The sequence below is a fragment of the Micromonospora craniellae genome (assembly GCF_014764405.1).
GTDB lineage: Bacteria > Actinomycetota > Actinomycetes > Mycobacteriales > Micromonosporaceae > Micromonospora > Micromonospora craniellae.
Genome location: NZ_CP061725.1, coordinates 5,315,377 through 5,334,492 on the forward strand (window position 1 = coordinate 5,315,377; position 19,116 = coordinate 5,334,492).

Sequence of the window (19,116 nt, forward strand, 5' to 3'; positions counted from 1 at the left end):
CGTGACCGGGCGAGGGTGCCGCTGATGGGCGCGGTGCTGCCGACGCTGCTACTGATCTTCGCCGGTGTGCTGGTGGGCGGTACGCTCTCGCTGCACCGGCAGGGCGCGCCCCGGGGCGCGGTGGTGGTCTGCGGTCTGCTGGCCGTGTTGGCCAGCGTCGCCGGTGTGCTGTGGCTGCTGCCGGGGGAGGGATAGTGGCCGACGTGATCAGTCGCCCGGCCGATGACGAGGGCGCGCGTCGCCGGGTCGTGGTGCTCGACTACGGCTCGGGCAACCTGCGCTCGGCGGAACGTGCCCTGGCCGCCGCCGGTGCCGACGTGGTGGTCACCGCCGACCTGGCCGCCGCCGGCGCCGCCGACGGTCTGGTGGTGCCCGGGGTGGGTGCCTTCGCCGCCTGCATGGCCGGCATCGAGGAGATCGGCGCGGGTCCGGTGATCGCCGACCGGGTCGCCGCCGGCCGGCCGGTGCTGGGCATCTGCGTGGGCATGCAGATCCTCTTCGAGTCCGGCGACGAGCACGGTGTGGTCACCAAGGGGATTGGCCTGCTGCCGGGTGGCGTCACCCGGCTCCCTGCCGCCCGGTTGCCGCACATGGGCTGGAACACCGTGCAGGCGCCGGTGGGTTCGGTGCTCTTCGCCGGCCTGCCCGCCGACAGCCGGTTCTACTTCGTCCACTCGTACGCGGCCGGTGACGTCGCGGCGCTGACCGGGGCCGGCACCCGGGTGACCACCGCCCACCACGACGGTGACTTCGTCGCGGCGGTGGAACGGGGTGCGTTGTCGGCCGCCCAGTTCCACCCGGAGAAGTCCGCCGACACCGGTGCCGCCCTGCTGCGCAACTGGCTGGCCACGGTGCCCGCCGGTGGCTGACCGGAGCGGGGCCCGGCGGTCGGGGACCGCCGGGCGCACGAGCGCGCGTCGGGGGCGCCGGTGAGCAAGGAACGGGCCCGTCGTCGCGCGGTCCGCGAGGCCGAGGCCGCCCGACGCCAGGTGGTCCGGGAACGGGCGATGGCCCGCCGGGCCCGGCGTCGCGCGCTGGTCCGCCGGTTCGTGCCCACCACTCGCCGGGGCCGGACCGGCCGGCTGCTGCGCTACTCCCGGGGCGAACGTGCCGCGATCGTGGCGCTGACCCTGGCGGCGATCGTCCTGATCTGGCTGCTCGTTCCCGACCTGGGGCTGCGGCTGTTGTTGATCGTGTTGTTGTTGCTCGTCCTGCCGGTGATCGTGGTGATCGCCCTGAACCGCCGTTCCTGATCTGAGAGGACCAAGATTCGTGAGCCTCACCCTGTTGCCCGCCGTGGACGTCGCCGACGGCGAGGCCGTCCGACTCGTGCAGGGCGCCGCGGGTAGCGAGACCACCTACGGCGATCCGCTGGAGGCCGCGTTGGCCTGGCAGCAGGACGGCGCCGAGTGGATCCACCTGGTCGACCTCGACGCGGCGTTCGGCCGGGGCTCCAACGCGGCGCTGCTCGCCGAGGTGGTACGCCGGCTCGACGTGCGGGTCGAGCTGTCCGGCGGCATCCGGGACGACGCGTCCCTGCGGGCCGCGCTGGCCACCGGCGCCGAGCGGGTGAACATCGGCACCGCGGCGCTGGAGGACCCGCAGTGGTGCGACCGGATCTGCGGCGAGTACGGCGACCGGGTCGCGATCGGGCTGGACGTGCGGGGTCGGACCCTGGCGGCGCGCGGGTGGACCCGCGACGGCGGTGACCTGTACGAGGTGCTGGAGCGGCTGGACAAGGCCGGTGCCTCCCGGTACGTGGTCACCGACATCACCAAGGACGGCACCATGCGCGGGCCGAACCTGGACCTGCTGCGGGCGGTGTGTGGCCGCACCGACGCCCCGGTGATCGCCTCCGGGGGCGTCTCGACCCTGGACGACCTACGGGCGCTGGCGACGCTGGAGCCGATCGGGGTCGAGGGCGTGATCGCCGGCAAGGCGCTCTACGCGGGCGCGTTCACCGTCGCCCAGGCCCTCGCAACCCTCGCCGAGCGGTAAGGAAGGGCACCTTATTAACGCCTGCGGTAGAGGAAGGGCCCCCTGCCAACACTTCAGCCGGCCGAGGGCCGCAGGTACGGCCGGTCAGCGCACCGGCACCGAGCGATAGGCTTCCGGCATGACGGTGGCGGTGCGCGTGATCCCCTGTCTCGACGTGGACGCGGGGCGGGTGGTCAAGGGCGTCAACTTTCTCGACCTGCGGGACGCGGGTGACCCGGTCGAGCTGGCGGCGGCGTACGACCGGGCGGGCGCGGACGAGCTGACCTTCCTGGACGTGACCGCCTCGTCCAGTGACCGGGGCACCATGCTCGACGTGGTCCGGCGTACCGCCGAGTCGGTCTTCATCCCGTTGACCGTGGGCGGTGGCGTGCGCGCGGTGGCGGACGTGGACACGCTGCTGCGCGCCGGTGCCGACAAGGTCGGGGTGAACACCGCGGCCATCGCCCGGCCGGAGCTGATCGCCGAGATCGCGGACCGGTTCGGCCGGCAGGTGCTGGTGCTCTCGCTGGACGTACGGCGGGCACCGACCGGCACCACCGACAGCGGTTTCGAGGTCACCACGCACGGTGGCCGGCGGGGCACCGGGCTGGACGCGGTGTGGTGGGCCGCGCGCGGCGCGGAACTCGGCGCGGGGGAGATCCTGCTGAACTCGATGGACGCCGACGGCACCAAGGCCGGTTTCGACCTCGAACTCATCGCTGCGGTACGTCGGGTGGTCGACGTGCCGGTGGTGGCCAGCGGCGGCGCGGGTGAGGTGGCGCACTTCCCGCCGGCGATCGGCGCGGGCGCCGACGCGGTCCTCGCGGCGAGCGTCTTCCACTTCGGGGAGCTGACCGTCACGCAGGTCAAGGACGCGTTGCGCGGAGCGGGTCACCCTGTCCGCTGACCCGGGTTCTCCGCCTCGTCGGCTGACCCCGGCGTTCCGGCTCGGCCGGAGTGGCCCTCGGGCGAGCGACGGGGCATCGGGATGGAGCGGACCAGGTATTCCTGCACGGCTGCGGTGTGCTCGGCCTCGTCGAGGTGCCAGTCCGCGTTGCCGGGCGGGTGCCGTCGGCTGAGCACGCCCTGCACGGTGTCGACGGTGGTGGCCAGCCCGGCGTTGGGCCGGGTACGCCAGAGCCGTTCGCCGTCGGCGGTGATCCGGAACCAGCCGTCCGAGACGTCCACCAGGCCGGCGCCGAGCAGCCGGCGGATCGCTCCCTCGATGTCGTGCCGCTCGGGGAGGGTCCGGTCGAGGTGGTCGGCGGTGGAGAGCACGTCGGCGAGGCGTACGCCCTCGGGTCGGCGGGTGGTCGGGGAGCGTCGATGTCTCCCCGCACCGCTGGCGATCACCAACGAAACGAAGATCCACGCATCGGTCCGACGCCAGGCGTTCTCCCCCATGTGGAGATTCTGCCGTCAGCCGGGCGGGAAGGAAACACCACCCGACCTACTGCGACTTTGCGTGACGACGTGACTGCCGGGCGTTGACTCCGGTTGCGGATCGCCGGAGCGGCCGGTGCGCCGGGCGGCGCGGTGACGCCGTCAGGTGGCGGGCGCGGTTCCGGCCGGAGCGGGTGCCGGCTCGGGGGTGTCGAAGACCGGCAGGAAGAACTGCGCCAGTGGGCCGATGGTCAGCGCGTACGCGACGGTGCCGAGGCCGACCGTCCCGCCGAGCAGCCAGCCCACGGCGAGCACGGCGATCTCGATGGCGGTGCGGACCAGACGCAGCGACCAGCCCGGCCGGCGGGCGACGAGGCCGGTCATCAGGCCGTCGCGGGGGCCCGGTCCGAGCCGGGCGCCGAGGTAGAGGGCGGTGGCGATGCCGTTGCCGACGATGCCGGCCACCAGCAGCGTGACCCGCACCGGCAGTGGCCCGCCGGCGGGCAGCAGGGCCAGGGTCGCGTCGACGGCCAGGCCGATCACCACCACGTTGGCGACGGTGCCGATGCCGGGACGTTGCCGCAACGGGATCCAGGCCAGCAGCACCAGGGCACCCACCAGGATGACCGTGGTGCCCATGGTCAGCCCGGTCAGCCGGGAGAGCCCCTGGTGGAACACGTCCCAGGGGTTCAGGCCCAACTCGGAACGAATCATCAGCGCCATGCTGAAGCCGTAGAGGACGAGGCCGGCGTGCAGTTGGGTCAGTCGTCGGACCGGCCGGTGGCGCAGATTGCCAATCAGGGTCACGCATGCCACTCTAGGGACCAATCCGCGCCTGCATAGAGCCAATTCTGGGGGAGTGGCCATGGCGAGTCAGGTACGTGGGGCCCAATTGGCCCGGCTGCTCGGCCAGTGGCATGCCCTGCCCAGTCGACGGCGCAGTCCCGACTACGCCGCGCTGGCCGGTGCCGTACGCGGCCTGCTCGCCGACGGGCGGCTGCCGCTGGGCGTACGCCTGCCCGCGGAACGGGACCTGGCCGAGGCGCTGCGGATCAGCCGTACCACCGTCACCGCCGCGTACCGCGAACTGCGCGACAGCGGGCACCTGGCCAGCCGCCGTGGTGCGGGAAGCTGGACCCGGCTGCCCGGCACGCACCGGGTGGCGCCCAACGGGCTGTGGATCCCCCTCGACGACCGGGACATGATCGATCTGGGGGTGGCGGCGCTGGCCGCCCCGCCGGAGCTGCTGCCGGCGGCTCGGACGGCCACCGAGGACCTGCCCCGCTATCTCGGCGGGGCCGGCTACCACCCGACCGGCATCATCGAGCTGCGGGAGGCGGTGGCCCAGGGCTACACCGACCGGGACCTGCCCACCTCACCCGATCAGATCATGGTCACCAACGGCACCCAGCACGCCCTGGACCTGGTGCTCCGGCTGGCCCTGGCACCGGGCGGCGGGGTGCTGGTCGAGTCACCGAGCTACCCCAACGCGCTTGCCGCGCTGGCCGCCCGCCGGGCCCGGATCACCACCCACGGCCTGGCCGCCGACGCGACGGGCTGGGACGCCGACCTGATGCTCGGCTCGCTACGGCAGGTACGCCCCCGGGTGGCCTACCTCATCCCGGACTTCCAGAACCCGACCGGGCACCTGATGGGGGCGGAGCTGCGCGAACGGCTGGTGTCCACCGCCCACGCCGTCGGCACCGACCTCGTGATCGACGAGTCCTTCGTCGACCTGCCGCTGGACGGCACCACGCTGCCGCCGCCGACGGCGAGCTTCGACCGGCACTCCCGGGTGGTCAGCATCGGCGGCATGAGCAAGCCCTTCTGGGGCGGCCTGCGGATCGGCTGGATCAGGGCCTCCGCGCCGCAGGTGCAGCGGCTGGCCGCGGCCCGGGTCGGCGTCGACATGTCCAGCCCGGTGCTGGACCAGCTCGTCGCCGTACACCTGCTGGCCGCCGCGCCGGGCATCGTCGCCGCCCGGCGGACGCAACTGGCGGTGCAGCGGGACGCGTTGCTCGGTGCGCTGGCCAACCGGCTGCCGGAGTGGCGGGTCACCGTGCCGCGCGGCGGCGTCACGCTCTGGGCCGAACTGGACGGCCCGATCTCCAGTGCGCTGGCCCGGGCGACCGAGGAGGTCGGCGTACGCCTGGCGCCCGGACCCCGGTTCGGCCTGGACGGCACCCTGGAACGCTTCCTGCGGCTGCCGTTCACCCTGCCCGCCGCGGACCTGGTCGAGGCGGTGGGCCGGATCGCCGCGGTCCGCTACGACCTGGACCGGACCGGGCTGCCACGGTGGCGGGAGCCGAGCGTCATCGCCTGACCGCGGCCCGCCGGTACCGATCCGGCTGATCGACCTCGCCCGCTGGTCGGTGGCGGGCAGACTGCCATGGTGGACGGACTCAGGGGAGTGCGGTGGTCGCGCGGGGTGCGACCGGGCGCGCCCGGGTCCCGCGCCACCCGTCTGGAACTCTTCTACGACCTGGTCTTCGTCTTCGCCTTCATCCAGGTCACCACGCTCACCGCCGACAACTTCACGCCGCGCGGCCTGCTTCAGTGCGGGGTCGTGCTGGTGCTGCTCTGGTGGGCCTGGACCGGCTTCGCGGTGATCGGCAACCTGGTCCGTACCGACCAGGGTGTGCTGCCCTTCCTCGCGTTCGCCACCATGGGCGGGGCCCTGGTCTTCGCACTCGCCATGCCGCAGGCGTTCCGCAGCGAGGCCGGCGGGCCGTCCGGGCCGCTGGTCTTCGCAATCTGCTACTTCCTCGTCCGGGCCGTCCAGGTGGGCATCCTGGGCTGGCTGGCCCGTGGCGACCCCGAGCTGCGTCGCCGCTTCCTGGTCGCGATGGGGCGGGCGGCGGTGGTCGGCGCGCTGGTGCTGGCCGCCGCGCTGCTGCCGCAGCGACTGGCCGACGAGGCGGCCGAGATCGGGCTGCGGCTGCTGTTCTGGATCGCCGCGATCGTCGTCGAGTACGGGGCGGCGGTGGCGCTGGGCAGCAGCAACTGGACGCTGCTCTCGGCCGGCCACTGGGCCGAGCGGCACGCCCTGATCGTGCTGGTGGCGCTCGGCGAGACGATCATCGCGTTGGGGCTCGGTGCCGGCTTCGTCGTCGAGCTGCCGCTGACCTGGCTGGTGATCCTCTCGGCGATGCTCGCGGTGGCGGTGGTCGCCGCGCTGTGGTGGTCGTACTTCGACACGTTGGCGTTGGCCCTGGAACAGGTGCTGCACCGCACCCGGGATCCACAGGCCCGCTCGGCGTTGGCCCGCGACGCCTACACCTACCTGCACCTGCCGCTGGTCGCCGGCCCGATCCTGTTCGCCCTCGGGCTCAAACGGGTGCTCGGCGGCACCGCCGAGCCGACCACCCAGGCCGGGAGCCTGCTGCCCGGCGGGGACCTGCTGGTGCTGCACGGCGGGGTGGCGATCTACCTGGTGACGCTGGTGGCGCTGGGTTGGCGGGTGCTGCGCACACTGCGGTGGCCGACGATCGGCGGTGTGCTCTTGCTGGTGCTGCTGGTCCCGGTCGCCGCCCAGGTGCCGGAACTGGTCGCCCTGGCGCTGCTCACCGTGGCCGTGCTGGCGGTGACGGTGGTGCAGACGCTGACCGACGCGCCGCTTCGCCGCCAGGTTCGGGAGGTGGCGATGGCCGAGCAACTCGCCACCGAGGCCGAGCAGACCACCTGGCGGGGACGCCACCTGTAAGCGCGTACGCGTCGGCCCCGCGCCCGTTGCCGGGTCGCGGGGCCGACGACGTGCACCTCGCCGTGGACGGCGGGACGCCCGCGGGTCAGATCTCGGCGACCGTGCCCGCGTACATCTTGTCGATCTCGGTGGAGAAGTTGCTCTCCACTCCGCGCCGCTTGATCTTCAGCGACGGGGTGATCTCGCCGTCCTCGATGGTCAGGTCGCGCGGCAGGATGGTGACCTTCTTGATGGTCTCCCAGCGGTTCAGTTTGGTGTTGAGCTCGGCCACGTACCCTTCGACCATCGCCTGCGCCTCGGGCGAGGAGACGATCTCGGTGTACGTGCGGCCCTCCAGCGGGGTGCCCGTGGCCCAGCCGGCGATGGCGTCCGGGTCCAGAGTGACCAGCAGCGTGCAGAAGTTGCGTGCTTGCGCGATCACCACCGCCTGCGAGGTGTACGGGCAGGTGGCCTTGAACATGCCCTCGATGTGCGACGGCGCGATGTACTTGCCGCCGGAGGTCTTGACCAGGTCCTTCTTCCGGTCGGTGATGCGCAGGTAGCCGTCGGAGTCGAGGCTGCCGATGTCGCCGGTGCGGAAGAAGCCGTCCTCGCTGAACGCGGCGGCCGTCTCCTCCGGCAGGTTGTGGTAGCCGCGCATCACCGGCCGACCCTTGATCAGGATCTCGCCGTCGCTGTCGATGCGGCACTCCAGGTCGCCCATGGCCTTGCCGACCGTGCCGATGCGCAGTGCGCCGGGCGGGTTGACGAAGTTGCCGGCGCTGCTCTCGGTCAGCCCGTACCCCTCGGAGATCGGCAGGTTCGCCGCGGCGAAGAAGGTGGCGATCTCCGGGCTGAGCGGGGCGGCACCTGACACCAGCACCCGGATCCGCCCACCGAGGCGGGCCTGGAGCTTGCTGAAGACCAGCTTCTCGGCCACCGCGTACTTGAGCTTCAACCCGCCCGGCACCGGCTTGCCGGCCTGGTCGAGGGCGACCTTCTCCTTGCCGACGCCGACCGCCCAGGCGAAGATCTTCGCCTTCGCGCCGCCGGCGCCCTGCGCGGTGGTCACCGACTTGTTGTAGACCTTCTCGAAGACCCGCGGCGCGCCGCACATCAGCGTCGGGCGGACCACCGAGAGCAGCTCGACGAGCTTGTCGACCCGGCCGTCGACGTACGTCGGCATGCCGACGTGGGTGGTGCCGCAGAGCAGCGTCTTGCCGAACGAGTGCGACAGCGGCAGCCAGAGGTACTGCAGGTCGTCCTCGCGCAGCAGGCCCACCGCCTCCTGCGCCACACCCTCCCAGCACCAGCCGCCGTGCAGCAGCTCGACGCCCTTGGGGCGGCCGGTGGTGCCGGAGGTGTAGATCAGGGTGGCCAGGTGCTCGGGCCCGATGCCGGCCACGATGCGGTCGACCAGCTCCGGATCCTCGGCGAGCCGCTGGGCGCCCTGCTCCTCCAGTTGGGCGAGGGTCAGTTGGGGCACCGCCGCCGCCGGGTCGGGTTCGCCGTCGAAGAGGACCACGTGGGTCAGCGCGGGCAGGTCCGCGCCGACGATCTTGGCCGCCTGGGACGGGTCCTCGGCGAACAGCACCTTGGAGCCGGAGTCGGCGAGGATGTAGGTGGCGTCCTGTGGCTCGGTCGTCGGGTAGACCGTGGTCGTCGCGCCGCTGGCGCACATGATGCCGAAGTCGGCGATCACCCAGTCGAGCCGGGTGTTCGCCAGGATCGCCACCGGGTCCTCCTGGCCGACGCCCAGGCCGTGCAGGCCGGCGGCGACCGCCTTCGCCCGCGCGGCGACCTGCGTCCAGGTCAGCCAGACCGGCGTGTTGCCCGGACCGGGGTGGGCGAAAGCGTGGCGGTCGGGGGTGGCCGCCACACGCTTGAGGAACATGTCAGGAATGGAACGGTACGGTACATCGAGAGCCATCGCTGTAGCCGCCTTCGAGGGTGGAGGCGTGACGGTCGTCACGTCGGTGTTCGTTACCGAAGGGTATTGCCTGCGCCGGGGCATCGGCTAGCCCTGACGATCATCCACCGCCCCCGTACCGGCCGATGAAGGCATCGTGCTATGCGTACCGCTCGGCGGCTCGGGACCAGTCGTAGGTGGCCCGGATCCAGTTGCGGCGGGCCGCCAGCGCCGGCCGGACCGAGTCGCCGTGGCTGGCCAGCACCTCGTTCTCGGCGGTCAGGTATGCGCTCAGCCTGTCGTTGAACCGCTCCGCGGCGGCGCGCAGGGCCGCCGACTCGTCGCCGGTCTCCCCGGCCAGCACGGTGACCAGGTTGTGGGCGTCCGGGCCGTCCCGGTGCTCCTTGCCGTAGGAGAAGACGTCGTTGCACCAGCAGACCAGGTCGGCGGCGAGCAGGTCCAACTCGGCCCAGTCGGGATCGGCCCGCTGGCCGTCCGGTGGAAAGCCGTCCAGGGCCAGGTCGGTGAGGGTGATGCTGGGATAGACGCCGCCGGTGTGCCGGCGCATCTGGACGTACTCGTCGACCGGCGGCACCCGGCCGTGCTCGCGGTTGGCCGCCTCCCACAGCAGCGCGAGCAGATACCCGCGCATGGCCGAGATGAAGTGCAGCAGCACCGCCGGGCGCTGACGGGCCCGGACACGGCGGCACAGGTCGGCCAGCGCGAGACCGAGCGGCCCGGCCTCGCCGGCCGGTGTCTGCTTCAGCGCGCCCTGACGGTCCAGCACGTCGAGCAGCGCGGCCACGGTTGGCGCGAGTCGGGTCGGGTTGCTGCCCAGACCGTCCTCGTCGCAGGCGTCGTCCATCACGAAGAGCCAGGAGATCAGGTCGGACAGCAGCCGCAGACCGCCCAACGGCGCCTCCGGGCAGGCCCGTCCGGCCAGCCCGGCCGCGTCCGCCCGGCGCAGCCGTTGCCCGTTACTGATCAGGCCCAGGTGCTGTGCCCAGTCCGTGCTCTCCCGAGCAACCTGCTCGGTGTCGTGATGCCGGGTGCCGGGGAACGGAGGCTCCCGCAGGGCCGAGACCGCAAAGCTTCGCATCGGGCTCCCTGTCGCGCCGCCCCCCCACAGGGCAGCGCGGCCAGCGTACGGGAGCAGTGCGGAGGGCCGTGCAATCGGGCAAATAACGTTTCGGATTTCGCCGTGACCGGTTCCGCACAGAAGGTTAGAAGCCCAGGTTGGCGCTGCGGAGCCGCTCGGTCGACTCGGATCCGCCCTCGACCTGCACCTGCGTCGCCTGCTGCCGGCCGCTCAGGAACAGCACCAACTCGCCCGGTGCGCCGATCAGCCGCAGCGCCTCGCCACCCCGGCCGGCGGTCACCTCGCCGTGCCCGGGCGCCCGGACGGACACCTGGGCCGGGAACCGACGCAGGGCCATCCGTGCCAGGGTGGAGGCCCGCCGCCACAACGCCTGCTCCAGGCCGGCGGGCAGCTCGCGGGGCCGCCACTCGGGTCGGGCCCGGCGGACGTCCTCGTGGTGGATGAAGAACTCCATCGTGTTGGCCAACTCGTCGGTGAGCGGGTTGCTCACCGGGCTCCACACCGGTGGCCGCCGCACCTGGGCGAGCAGTTCGGCCCAGTCGAGCGCGGCGACCTCGCGTCGGACCCGTTCGGCGTAGTCGTGCAGCGGCCCGATCAGGATGCCCGCGGCGGCGTCCGGCCGCCGTTCCCGTACCACCAGATGCGCGGCCAGGTCACGGGTGGTCCAGCCCTCGTTGAGCGTCGGGGCGTCCGGGCCCAGGGTCGACATCAGGTCGGTGAGCGCCTCGCGCTCCGACCGGGCGTAGCGCGTCATGTGGTGATCATAGGCGGAGTACGGGCGGTCCGCCGGGTTCGTGCCGACCCGCGAGGTGACGGCGGACATATCGCTGCGGGTCGGCGGGATCGGCGCGCTGCGGTAAGGATGAGGGAGGATAGTGGCGGCTTACGGCGGGGGAGAATGTGGCGAGCGGGACTAGTCGGGACGTGCTCGGTCGCGGGCTGGCCGTTCTGGGGCGGGCCATCGGGGAACAACCGAGGATCTTCGCGGTCGCGGTCAGCGGCAGTGTGCTGTTCAGCGTGATGGTAGTGGGCAGCGCGTTCGTGATCGGCACGGTGGTGGGCGACGTGGTGGTCCCGGCGATCGAACGCGGCGCGGTCGGGGTGGGTGGACTGGCCCTGGCGGCTGCCGTGCTGCTCGGGATCAGCGTGCTGCGGGTGGTCGGCATCTTCGGCCGGCGGCTCGGCGCGGGTTACATGCAGTACCGCCTCCAGGCCGACTACCGACGCAGGGTCACCCGCCGCTATCTGGAACTGCCACTGTCCTGGCACCACCGCAACGCCACCGGCACCCTGCTGTCCAACGCGAACTCCGACGTGGAGGCCGCCTGGCAGCCGATCGCGCCGCTGCCGTTCGCGGTCGGCACGCTGGTGATGCTGGTCGGCGCGGTGGCGTCGCTGTTCGCCACCGACTGGGCCCTGGCCCTGGTCGGGCTGGCCGTGTTCCCGGCGTTGTTCGCACTCAACGTGGCCTACTCCCGCCGGATGGCACCGCGCCAGGCCCGCGCGCAACTGCTGCGCGCCGAGGTCAGTGGCATCGCGCACGAGAGCTTCGACGGTGCGCTGGTGGTCAAGACGATGGGGCGGGAGGCCCAGGAGACCGACCGGTTCGCGGCCCGCGCCGGCCAGTTGCGCGACGCGTTGATCTCGGTCGGTCGGCTGCGCGGCATCTTCGACCCGATGCTGGAGACCCTGCCCAGCCTCGGCACGCTCGCCGTGCTGGTGGTCGGCGCGTACCGGTTGCAGCAGGGCGCCATCTCAGTCGCCGAGCTGGTCAGCGTCGCCTTCCTCTTCACCGTGCTGGCCTTCCCGGTGCGGGCCATCGGCTGGGTCCTCGCCGAACTGCCGCGCAGCGTGGCCGGTTGGGACCGGGTCCGCAAGGTGCTCGACGCCACCGGCGAGATGCCGTACGGCTCGACCCGGCTGGACCCGGCCGTCGACGCCCCGGCCACCCTCTCCTTCACCGACGTCGCCTTCGCCTACGAGCCGGCCGAGGCGCACCTGCCGGGTATCGAGGTGCTCGGCGAGGTCACCTTCACCGTGCCGGCCGGGAAGACCGTCGCCCTGGTCGGGCCGACCGGCTCCGGCAAGTCCACGGTGGCGTCGCTGGCGGTACGGTTGGTCGACCCCCGCGCCGGGACCGTCCGCCTCGACGGCGTGGACGTGCGCGAGCTGGCCGCCGACTCGCTGGCCGGCACCCTGGCGCTGGTGGCGCAGGTGCCGTTCGTCCTCGACGACACCGTCCGGGCCAACGTCTCGCTGGACCGGGCGGGCGTCGACGACGAGGCCGTGTGGGCCGCGTTGCGGCTGGCGGAGGCCGACGGGTTCGTCGCCGCGCTGCCGGACGGGCTGGACACCATGGTCGGCGAGCGGGGCACCTCGCTCTCCGGCGGGCAGCGGCAGCGGCTCACCCTGGCCCGCGCGCTGGCCGGGCGTCCCCGCCTGCTGGTGCTCGACGACGCCACCAGCGCGGTCGACCCACGGGTGGAGGCCGCCATCCTGGCCGGGCTGCGCTCGCCTGCGGCGGGCGGCCCCGGCGCGTCGATCCTGGTGGTGGCCTACCGCCGGACCACCATCGCTCTCGCCGACGAGGTCATCTATCTGGAGCAGGGCCGGGTGATCGCGCGGGGCACGCACCCCACGCTGCTGGCGACCGTGCCCGGCTACGCCAACCTGGTCACCGCGTACGAGCAGGCCGAGGTCGACCACGAACGGCAACAGACGTACGACGAGGTCATCCCGCTGCCCCCCACCCTGGAGGTGGACCGGTGAGTGCGAGGAACGCAGCGCAGCGGAGTACCGCAGTCGCGAACGGAGAGCGGGCCCGGGTGAGTGCGAGGAACGCAGCGCAGCGGAGTACCGCAGTCGCGAACGGAGGACGGCACCGGTGAGCGCGACGACGGAGGTGCCGGGCCGGACGGAGTCGACCTGGCGGACGCTGCGGCGGGGGTTGTCGCTCTCGCCGGAGCTGCGGGTCGGGTTGGCCGGCACCCTCGGCCTGGCGTTGGTCTACATGGTCGGCCGGGTGGCCGTGCCGGTGGCGGTGCAGCAGGGCATCGACCGGGGCATCGCCGGTGGGCTCGACCTGGACGCGTTGTTCGACGTCGTGGTGGTCACCGTCGCCGTGCTGGTGGTGACCACCACCTGCGGTTATCTGATGATGCGGCGGCTGTTCACGGTCAGCGAGACGGCGTTGGCCGGGGTCCGGATCCGGGCGTTTCGGCACGTGCACGACCTGTCGATGCTGCACCAGCAGTCCGAGCGGCGGGGCTCGCTGGTCTCCCGGGTCACCAGCGACGTCGACCAGATCAGCCAGTTCCTCCAGTGGGGCGGCGTGATCCTGCTGGTCAACCTGGGGCAGTTGGCGGTGACCACGGCGGTGATGCTGGCGTACTCGTGGCAACTGACCCTGGTGGTCTTCGCCGCGTTCGTGCCGGCGGTGCTGGTGATCCGGCTGCTCCAGCGGCGGCTCGCCGCCGCGTACGGCGTGGTGCGGCAGCGGACCGGCGCGTTGCTGGCGGCGGTCGGCGAGAGCGTGGTCGGTGCGCCGGTGATCCGGGCGTACGGCATCGCCGGCCGGACGTCGCGGCGGTTGGACGCGGCGATCGACAGCCAGCAGCAGGCGCAGCGGAAGGCGATCCGGATCAGCATCCTCGGCAGCTCGGTGGGGGAGCTGGCGGCCGGGGTGGCGCTGGCCGGTGTGGTGGTGCTCGGGGTGTTCCTCGGCGCCGACCAGACGTTGAGCATCGGTACGGTCACCGCTTTCCTGTTCCTGGTGACCCTGTTCATCCAGCCGGTGCAGATCGCCACGGAGGTGCTCAACGAGGCGCAGAACGCGATCGCCGGGTGGCGTCGCGTGCTGGACGTGCTGGACGTCGAGCCGGACGTGGCCGACCCGGGCCGGCAGGGGCAGGAACTGCCCGGCGGACCGCTGGACATCCGTTTCGCGCAGGTGCGTTTCGCCTATCCGGACGGGCCGACCGTGTTGCACGACGTCAGTCTGGAGATCCCGGCGAAGAGCCGGGTCGCGGTGGTGGGCGAGACCGGCAGCGGCAAGACCACCTTCGCCAAGCTGCTCACCCGGTTGATGGACCCGACGGCGGGCGCGGTGCTGCTGTCCGGGGTGCCGTTGACCGACGTCCGGTTCGACTCGTTGCGGTCCCGGGTGGTGATGGTGCCGCAGGACGGCTTTCTGTTCGACGCGTCGGTGGCCGACAACGTCCGGTTCGGCCGTCCCGAGTTGACCGACGAGCAGCTCACCGCGGCCTTCAGCGACTTGGGGCTGGCCGACTGGCTGGACGGGCTGCCGGCCGGGCTGGCCACCGGGGTGGGCGAACGCGGTGAGGCGTTGAGCGTGGGGGAGCGGCAGTTGGTGGCGCTGGCCCGGGCGTACGTGGCCGACCCGGATCTGCTGGTGCTGGACGAGGCGACCAGCGCGGTCGACCCGGCCACCGAGGTACGCCTGCAACGGACGCTGGACGCGGTGACCCGGGGGCGGACCACGCTGGCCATCGCGCACCGGCTCTCCACCGCGCAGGGCGCCGACGAGGTGATCGTGGTGGACCGGGGTCGGATCGTGCAGCGCGGTACGCACGAGGAGTTGATCCGGGATCCGGATTCGGTCTACGGCCTGCTCTACGCCTCATGGCTGGAGCAGACGCGATAGCGGCCGGGCGGTGGGCGGATCCGGTGGACGTGGCCGGGACGATGCCCTAGGCTTCGGGTTAGGTAAGCCTAACCTTAGAAGGAGGTCGTGCCATGCGGCCGAGCCCTGCCGAGATCGTCCGTACCCTCGTCGCAGGCCGGCTGGCCGGCCTCGTCCACGTGGCCTGCCGGCCCGGCCTGCACCACGTCCGCCACGTCACCGACCGCGACGGCCGGGTGCTGCTGCTGGTGCCGGTGGTCAGCGACCTCACCGCCGCACTACGCGCCACCGGTCCGGACCGTCCGCTCGCCGTGGCGCTCGACGTGCTGGACCTGCCACCCGCCGCGGGCGCGCCGTCGCTGGGTCGGGCGCTGGTCTCCGGCTGGGTACGCCAGTTGGCCGGTGCCGAGGAGCGCGCCGCCGCGTTGGACTTCGCCGAGGTGGACGCCGTCGGGGACCTGCTCGACGTCGGCACCCGGTTCCGGCTGTGCCGGTTCGAGGTGGAGCAGGCCCAGTGGGACCGCGCCGGCACGCAGCGCCGGATCGACCCGGCGGCATACGCCGAGGCGGAGCCGGACCCGCTGCACCCGGTTGAGGCGGTGCTGCTGGCCGACCTGGCCGACCGGTACGCCGACCGGCTGACCGCCTACCTGTGCCGTCGGCTGGGGCTGGCCGGCGTCGATGCGGCGCCTCGGGTGGAGCGGATCGACCGGTACGGGATGCTGGTCTCGTTCGGGCACGCGGGTGCCCGGCAACGGGCCCGGCTCGCCTTCGCGCACCCGGTGGCCGGGCTCGACGAGCTGCCCCGGCTGCTCGACGAACTGCTGCCCCCGGCGGCCGGCGACTGAGCGGAGCTCAGTCGACCAGCTCGCGGCGAGCCAGGGTATCGCGATACCACGGGCGTAAGCACCCGTATCGGACGCCATGTCCGTTGTTGGGCATTGCGCCCGGATCGGACGTGCGGCACGATGGCGCAGTGGATCACGCTCCGTCACCGGACAGTGGGTTTTTCGACGGCTGGGCCGCGCGGCTTCGGGCGACCGCCGACCGGCCCGTGGTCGGTATCCTGCTGCGCGGAAGCCACGCCCGCCGAGCCGCCACCCCATACAGCGACGTCGACGTCGACGTGCTGGTCGGCGGGGCCCCGTACGCCGTACGCCGGGCGTACCTCACCGAGCACTCCGGGCGCCTGACCCACGTCTCGGTCGCCGCCCGCGACGTCCGGTCCTGGGTGACGCGACTGGGCGAGCCGGCCGACTGGGCGTTCGGGCTGCCGGTGACGGCCCCGGCGCGGCTGCTCTGGGCCGACCCGCACTGGCGTACCCGGATCGACCTGACCGTGCTCTGCCAGCCGGCCGACGAACCTCGGCTGGAGGAACTGATCGCCACGCTCGGCAAGGTGGCCGCGGCGCGCGACGCCGACGACCCGCTCGGTGTCCGGCTGGCCGCCGCCGACCTGGCCCGGCTCTGCCCCTCCGTGCTGCGGTTGGCGAACCCCTCGGTGCGGGTGGTCTCCCGCCGCTCGGCCTTCGCCGCCGCACTCGACCTGCCGGTGGCGCCGCACGGCTACCGGGAGGACATGCTGCGCTGCCTCGGCCTGCTGCCCGGGTCGACCGGGCAACTCTGGGCCGCCGCCGTCCGGATGATCGCCGGCACCCTGCCGCTGATCCGCCCGTACGCCGCCGAGGTGGCCGAGGCCGCCGGTACGGACTTCGCCGACGCCCTGCTCGACGGACGCCTCGACCGGTACGTGACCCAGTTGCGGCAGCCTGTCGGCCACGCGCTGTCCGACAGCCGGGAGCCCGCTCCGGTACCGGCGCCGCGTGCGGGACAATGGGTCACTGTGCCCGTACCTGACGCGCCGACGAGCGGCGCACACCTCGACCAGCCGGCGTCGCCGGGCGGCCCGGTCCGGCCGTCGCGACTCGATCCGGAGATCGCCGCACGGCTGCGCCGCACCCCCGACGGCCTGGTGGCCGCGGTGGTCCGCCAGCACGACAGCGGTGAGGTGCTGATGGTGGCCTGGATGGACGACGAGGCCCTGCACCGCACCCTGACCACCGGCCGGGCCACCTACTGGTCACGCAGCCGCCGCGAGTACTGGGTCAAGGGCGCCACCTCCGGCCACCACCAGTACGTGCGGTCCGTGGCGCTGGACTGCGACGGTGACGCGGTGCTGGTCAGCGTCGACCAGGTCGGCGCGGCCTGCCACACCGGCCAGCGCACCTGCTTCTCCACCGAACTCCCGGTCGCCACCGGCGAGGTGACCTCGTGACCGACGGCACGGTCAGCCCGGACCTGGCCACCTTCACCGACCTGGCCGCCCACTGGCGGGTGGTCCCGGTCACCCGACGGCTGCTCGCCGACGCGGAGACCCCGGTCGGGGTCTACCGCAAGCTCGCCGGTGGGCCCGGGACCTTCCTGTTGGAATCCGCCGAGCAGGGCGTCGGCTCGTCGGGGCTGGCCTGGTCCCGATACTCCTTCGTCGGCGTACGCAGCAGCGCCACCCTGGTCGAGCGGGACGGCTCGGCGGCCTGGCTCGGCGAGCCACCCGCCGGGCTGCCCACCAGCGGCGACCCGGTCGAGGTGCTGCGGGCGACGGTGGCGGCGCTGGCCGGTCCGCCCGGCGAGTCGGACCCGACGATGCCACCGCTGACCGGCGGCATGGTCGGCTACCTCGGCTACGACCTGATCCGCCGCTTCGAACGGCTGCCCTCGCTCACCGAGTACGACCTGCGCGTACCAGAGCTGGGCATGATGCTCGCCACCGACCTGGTGGTGCTGGACCACTTCGACGGCTCGGCCATCCTGGTCGCCAACGCGGTCCTGCCCCCGCTCGACGACCCGGGCCGGGAGGCCCAGGTGGCCGCCGCGTACCACCACGCGGTGGGTCGGCTGGACGCGATGACCACCGCGCTGTCCCGGCCGATCCCGCCGATGGTCTCCACGGTCCGCCGCCCGAGCGCCGGCGAGGTACGCAGCCGTACCCCCGAGGGCGGTTACCCCAAGGCGGTCGAGGCGGCCAAGGAGGCGATCCGGGCCGGTGAGTGCTTCCAGATCGTGCTCGCCCAGCGGTTCGAACGCGACACCGACGCCGACCCGCTGGACGTCTACCGGGTGCTGCGCACCACCAACCCGAGCCCGTACATGTACCTGCTGCGCTTCGACGACTTCGACATCGTCGGCTCGTCGCCGGAGGCGCACCTCAAGGTGACCGGCGAGATCGACGGCGAGCGGCGCGCGCTGCTGCACCCGATCGCGGGCACCCGACCGCGCGGGGCCACCCCGGAGACCGACGCCCGGCTCGCCGCCGAACTGCTCGCCGACCCGAAGGAACGCGCCGAGCACGTGATGCTCGTCGACCTGGGCCGCAACGACCTGGGCCGGGTCTGCCGACCGGGCACCGTCGAGGTGCCGGAGTTCGCCACCATCGAGCGGTACAGCCACGTCATGCACATCGTCTCCACCGTGGTCGGGACGCTGCGCGCCGACCGCACCGCCTTCGACGCGCTCGCCGCGACGTTCCCGGCGGGCACCCTCTCCGGCGCGCCCAAGGTGCGGGCCATGGAGATCATCGAGGAGCTGGAGCCGGTACGCCGGGGCCTGTACGGCGGCACCGTCGGCTACTTCGGCTTCGGCGGCGACCTCGACATGGCCATCGCGATCCGTACCGCGCTGATCCGGGCCGGGCGGGCGTACGTGCAGGCCGGTGCCGGGGTGGTGGCCGACTCCGACCCGGCCGCCGAGGACCAGGAGACCCGGAACAAGGCCGCGGCGGTGCTCGCCGCGATCGCCGCCGCCGAAACCCTGCGGCCGGCCCGGTGAGCGCGAGGAAGGCAGCGCAGCGGAGTCCCGCGTCGGGCCGGCGCGAGTTGGCGTACGCGGTGCTGCTCTGCCTGGTCGGCGCGGGGCTGGCGCTCTGGGCGGTGACCCGCGCCTGGGCGGTGGACACCAGCGTGGTCGGCGTGCCGACACCGCTGGTGGACGAGGGACGGACCGGTACGCAACTGCTGCCCTGGCTGCCGGCGCTCGCCCTGGTCGGGCTGGCCGGAGGCGGCGCGGTGCTGGCCACCCGTGGCCGACCCCGGCAGGTACTCGGCGGGCTGCTGGCGCTGATCGGCCTGATGCTGGCCGGCGGAGGCGGATACGGGCTGGTCGCCGATCTCGGCGACGAGGTCGCCCGGCAGTGGCCGGCGCTCACCCTGATCGGCGGGGTGCTGGCGGCGGCCGGCGGAGTGCTGACGGCGCTACGCGGGCGGGGCTGGCCGGCGATGGGTGCCCGTTACGAGCGCCGGTCCCGGCCGTCGACACCGGCGCAGAGCCCGATCCGGGGGGCCGGCACCGTCGACGCCTGGGACGCGCTCGACCGGGGCGAGGACCCGACCGTGCGCGAGGACCCGACGGAGCGTTGAGCGGCCCGGAGG

Annotated in this window: 18 protein-coding genes and 1 pseudogene; 14 read left to right on the top strand and 5 right to left on the bottom strand. The window is 73.1% G+C overall.

Annotated features, from left to right (window positions below; translation table 11 throughout):
* Window positions 1-24 precede the first annotated feature (24 nt).
* The 5 genes from ID554_RS24130 to hisF all read left to right on the top strand — a co-directional run bounded on the left by ID554_RS24130 (window position 25) and on the right by hisF (window position 2,884).
* Window positions 25-195 carry a hypothetical protein gene (locus tag ID554_RS24130; RefSeq protein ID WP_191088622.1) on the top strand — a complete coding sequence of 57 codons (171 nt, stop codon included), beginning with the start codon at window positions 25-27 and terminating at the stop codon, window positions 193-195.
* A gap of 8 nt (window positions 196-203) precedes the next feature.
* Complete coding sequence (hisH, locus tag ID554_RS24135; protein ID WP_223884699.1) at window positions 204-869, top strand: imidazole glycerol phosphate synthase subunit HisH; 666 nt, start codon at window positions 204-206, stop codon at window positions 867-869.
* A gap of 60 nt (window positions 870-929) precedes the next feature.
* A complete protein-coding gene (locus tag ID554_RS24140) occupies window positions 930-1,253 on the top strand; it encodes a hypothetical protein (protein WP_117227082.1) in 324 nt (107 codons plus the stop codon).
* Window positions 1,254-1,272: 19 nt separating this feature from the next.
* Window positions 1,273-1,998 carry a bifunctional 1-(5-phosphoribosyl)-5-((5-phosphoribosylamino)methylideneamino)imidazole-4-carboxamide isomerase/phosphoribosylanthranilate isomerase PriA gene (priA, locus tag ID554_RS24145; RefSeq protein ID WP_117227083.1) on the top strand — a complete coding sequence of 242 codons (726 nt, stop codon included), beginning with the start codon at window positions 1,273-1,275 and terminating at the stop codon, window positions 1,996-1,998.
* Between the two features lie 118 nt (window positions 1,999-2,116).
* Window positions 2,117-2,884 (top strand): imidazole glycerol phosphate synthase subunit HisF, encoded by a 768-nt coding sequence (hisF, locus tag ID554_RS24150; RefSeq protein ID WP_117227084.1) that lies wholly within the window; start codon window positions 2,117-2,119, stop codon window positions 2,882-2,884.
* On the opposite strand, the gene ID554_RS24155 is transcribed toward hisF, so the two are convergent.
* Together ID554_RS24155 and yczE are read right to left on the bottom strand one after the other, a co-directional pair.
* On the bottom strand, window positions 2,869-3,381 hold the full coding sequence (locus ID554_RS24155; protein ID WP_117227085.1) for a hypothetical protein: 513 nt from the start codon (window positions 3,379-3,381) through the stop codon (window positions 2,869-2,871). The two genes, hisF and ID554_RS24155, sit on opposite strands and share 16 nt — an antisense overlap.
* A 141-nt stretch (window positions 3,382-3,522) precedes the next feature.
* Window positions 3,523-4,167 (bottom strand): membrane protein YczE, encoded by a 645-nt coding sequence (gene yczE, locus ID554_RS24160; RefSeq protein ID WP_117227086.1) that lies wholly within the window; start codon window positions 4,165-4,167, stop codon window positions 3,523-3,525.
* Between the two features lie 58 nt (window positions 4,168-4,225).
* Here yczE and yczR point away from each other — a divergent pair, with 58 nt between their 5' ends.
* Together yczR and ID554_RS24170 are read left to right on the top strand one after the other, a co-directional pair.
* On the top strand, window positions 4,226-5,683 hold the full coding sequence (gene yczR / locus ID554_RS24165) for a MocR-like transcription factor YczR (RefSeq protein WP_117227087.1): 1,458 nt from the start codon (window positions 4,226-4,228) through the stop codon (window positions 5,681-5,683).
* Window positions 5,684-5,752: 69 nt separating this feature from the next.
* Window positions 5,753-7,063 carry a low temperature requirement protein A gene (locus ID554_RS24170; protein WP_396888564.1) on the top strand — a complete coding sequence of 437 codons (1,311 nt, stop codon included), beginning with the start codon at window positions 5,753-5,755 and terminating at the stop codon, window positions 7,061-7,063.
* Between the two features lie 85 nt (window positions 7,064-7,148).
* On the opposite strand, the gene ID554_RS24175 is transcribed toward ID554_RS24170, so the two are convergent.
* From ID554_RS24175 to ID554_RS24185, 3 genes are all read right to left on the bottom strand, one after another.
* The gene (locus ID554_RS24175; RefSeq protein WP_117227089.1) at window positions 7,149-8,972 is read right to left on the bottom strand and encodes an AMP-dependent synthetase/ligase; all 1,824 of its coding nucleotides are present in this window, start codon (window positions 8,970-8,972) and stop codon (window positions 7,149-7,151) included.
* A 139-nt stretch (window positions 8,973-9,111) separates the two neighbouring features.
* Window positions 9,112-10,050, bottom strand: a complete 939-nt coding sequence (locus tag ID554_RS24180) for a terpene synthase family protein (protein ID WP_117227090.1) — start codon at window positions 10,048-10,050, stop codon at window positions 9,112-9,114.
* 124 nt (window positions 10,051-10,174) lie between these two features.
* The gene (locus ID554_RS24185; protein WP_117227214.1) at window positions 10,175-10,804 is read right to left on the bottom strand and encodes a TIGR03085 family metal-binding protein; all 630 of its coding nucleotides are present in this window, start codon (window positions 10,802-10,804) and stop codon (window positions 10,175-10,177) included.
* Between the two features lie 146 nt (window positions 10,805-10,950).
* On the opposite strand from ID554_RS24185, the gene ID554_RS24190 reads away from it, so the two are divergent.
* The 7 genes and pseudogenes from ID554_RS24190 to ID554_RS24215 all read left to right on the top strand — a co-directional run bounded on the left by ID554_RS24190 (window position 10,951) and on the right by ID554_RS24215 (window position 19,104).
* A complete protein-coding gene (locus ID554_RS24190; RefSeq protein WP_117227091.1) occupies window positions 10,951-12,819 on the top strand; it encodes an ABC transporter ATP-binding protein in 1,869 nt (622 codons plus the stop codon).
* 115 nt (window positions 12,820-12,934) lie between these two features.
* Complete coding sequence (locus ID554_RS24195; protein ID WP_117227092.1) at window positions 12,935-14,713, top strand: ABC transporter ATP-binding protein; 1,779 nt, start codon at window positions 12,935-12,937, stop codon at window positions 14,711-14,713.
* A 92-nt stretch (window positions 14,714-14,805) separates the two neighbouring features.
* Window positions 14,806-15,540 carry a DUF2470 domain-containing protein gene (locus tag ID554_RS24200; RefSeq protein ID WP_117227093.1) on the top strand — a complete coding sequence of 245 codons (735 nt, stop codon included), beginning with the start codon at window positions 14,806-14,808 and terminating at the stop codon, window positions 15,538-15,540.
* A gap of 491 nt (window positions 15,541-16,031) precedes the next feature.
* Window positions 16,032-16,355 (top strand): annotated as a pseudogene (locus ID554_RS31905) (phosphoribosyl-AMP cyclohydrolase); the annotation flags it as partial.
* 180 nt (window positions 16,356-16,535) lie between these two features.
* A complete protein-coding gene (gene hisI, locus ID554_RS31910) occupies window positions 16,536-16,967 on the top strand; it encodes a phosphoribosyl-AMP cyclohydrolase (RefSeq protein WP_117227215.1) in 432 nt (143 codons plus the stop codon).
* Window positions 16,964-18,517 carry an anthranilate synthase component I gene (locus tag ID554_RS24210; RefSeq protein ID WP_117227094.1) on the top strand — a complete coding sequence of 518 codons (1,554 nt, stop codon included), beginning with the start codon at window positions 16,964-16,966 and terminating at the stop codon, window positions 18,515-18,517. The genes hisI and ID554_RS24210 overlap by 4 nt, the downstream gene beginning before the upstream one ends.
* Window positions 18,514-19,104: a Trp biosynthesis-associated membrane protein gene (locus ID554_RS24215; protein ID WP_117227095.1), complete on the top strand. Its 591-nt coding sequence runs from the start codon at window positions 18,514-18,516 to the stop codon at window positions 19,102-19,104. Before ID554_RS24210 ends, ID554_RS24215 begins: the two co-directional genes overlap by 4 nt.
* Window positions 19,105-19,116 lie beyond the last annotated feature (12 nt).